Below are 1279 nucleotides of genomic sequence, written 5' to 3'. Positions count from 1 at the left end.
GCCGCGGTGCAACGCCCGCCGCGATGTCGACACCTTCCGCGATGTCGACACCCGCCGCGATGTCGACACCCGCCGCGATGTCGCCGCCCGCCGCGATCTCGCGGGCATGCGTCCGCTGCTCGCCGTCTCGCACCGCAGCTGGCAGTGCACGTCCGGCTTGGCAGGGTGCTAGCTCTGCGCTATTGTCGTGATATCACTTAGATATTGGGAGGATGTCATGGAGCTTCGTCCGGCCTTTCGGATGAACGGGTTCCTCATGCTGTCGGTGCTGGTCGCCGTCGTCGTGGCGGCGAGCGCGGTGGCGGCGGTCTGTATCGGGGCGGGGGCCGACAAGGGCAATGCGGGGGCCTTCGCGGTCGCCGGGGTGGCGGGGCTGATCGGCATCTCCGCGCTGCTGGCGCTGAGCGGCCTGGTGATCGTCAACCCCAATGAGGCGCGGGTCATCCAGTTCTTCGGCCGCTACATCGGATCGGTCAGTGAGCCCGGCTTCTTCTGGACCGTGCCGCTCACCGACCGGCGGCGAATCTCGTTGCGGGTGCGCAACTTCGAGACCCAGAAGCTGAAGGTCAACGACGCCGACGGCAATCCGGTGGAGATCGCGGCGGTGGTCGTCTACAAGGCCGTCGACAGCTTCAAGGCCGCCTTCGCCGTGGACGACTACGAGCAGTACGTGGAGACCCAGTCCGAGGCTGCCGTGCGCCACCTCGCGACCATCCACCCCTACGACGCCCACGACGACGACCGCACCAGCCTGCGCGACGGCAAGGAGATCGCCGAGGAGCTCACCGCCGAACTGCGCGACCGCACCGAGATGGCCGGAATCGAGGTCCTGGAAGCGCGCATCACGCACCTGGCCTACGCCCCGGAGATCGCTCAGGCCATGCTGGTCCGCCAGCAGGCCGCCCAGGTGGTGGCCGCCCGCACCCGCATCGTGGAGGGGGCGGTCGGTATGGTCGGGCTCGCCCTGGAACGCCTCACCGACCAGGGCATGGTCGAACTCGACGAGGAGCGCAAAGCCGCCATGGTCTCCAATCTGCTGGTCGTGCTCTGCGGTGACCGGCCCACCCAGCCCGTCGTCAACACCGGCACTCTCTACAACTGACCATGGCCCAGGGCAAGCGCGAGCCGAAGAAGGTGCTGCTGCGCCTGGACCCGGCGGTCCACGAGGCCATCGCCCAGTGGGCCGCCGACGACCTCCGCAGCGTCAACGCCCAAATCGAATACGCCCTACGCCTGGCGCTCAAACAGGCAGGCCGAGAACCGAAGTAGGACAAGGGGA

The 1279-nt window shown here is 68.1% G+C and carries 2 protein-coding genes; both read left to right on the top strand.

The window, feature by feature from the left end; all coding sequences use genetic code 11:
- Positions 1-217 precede the first annotated feature (217 nt).
- Entirely contained in the window at positions 218-1102 is an 885-nt protein-coding gene (locus QK444_RS36290) for an SPFH domain-containing protein (RefSeq protein WP_282786650.1), read from the top strand.
- Positions 1103-1104: 2 nt separating this feature from the next.
- Entirely contained in the window at positions 1105-1269 is a 165-nt protein-coding gene (locus tag QK444_RS36285) for a toxin-antitoxin system HicB family antitoxin (protein WP_282786648.1), read from the top strand.
- Positions 1270-1279: the final 10 nt, after the last annotated feature.

The sequence above is a fragment of the Nocardia sp. CC201C genome, assembly GCF_030010695.1.
Classification (GTDB): Bacteria; Actinomycetota; Actinomycetes; order Mycobacteriales; family Mycobacteriaceae; genus Nocardia; species Nocardia otitidiscaviarum.
The sequence above is the reverse complement of the archived record's forward strand: the minus strand, read 5'-3'. Positions and strand labels throughout refer to the sequence as shown.

Coding starts and splice junctions, on each gene's coding strand:
- QK444_RS36290 (WP_282786650.1), top strand. CDS start 218: ATGGAGCTTCGTCCGGCCTTTCGGATGAACGGGTTCCTCATGCTGTCG.
- QK444_RS36285 (WP_282786648.1), top strand. CDS start 1,105: ATGGCCCAGGGCAAGCGCGAGCCGAAGAAGGTGCTGCTGCGCCTGGAC.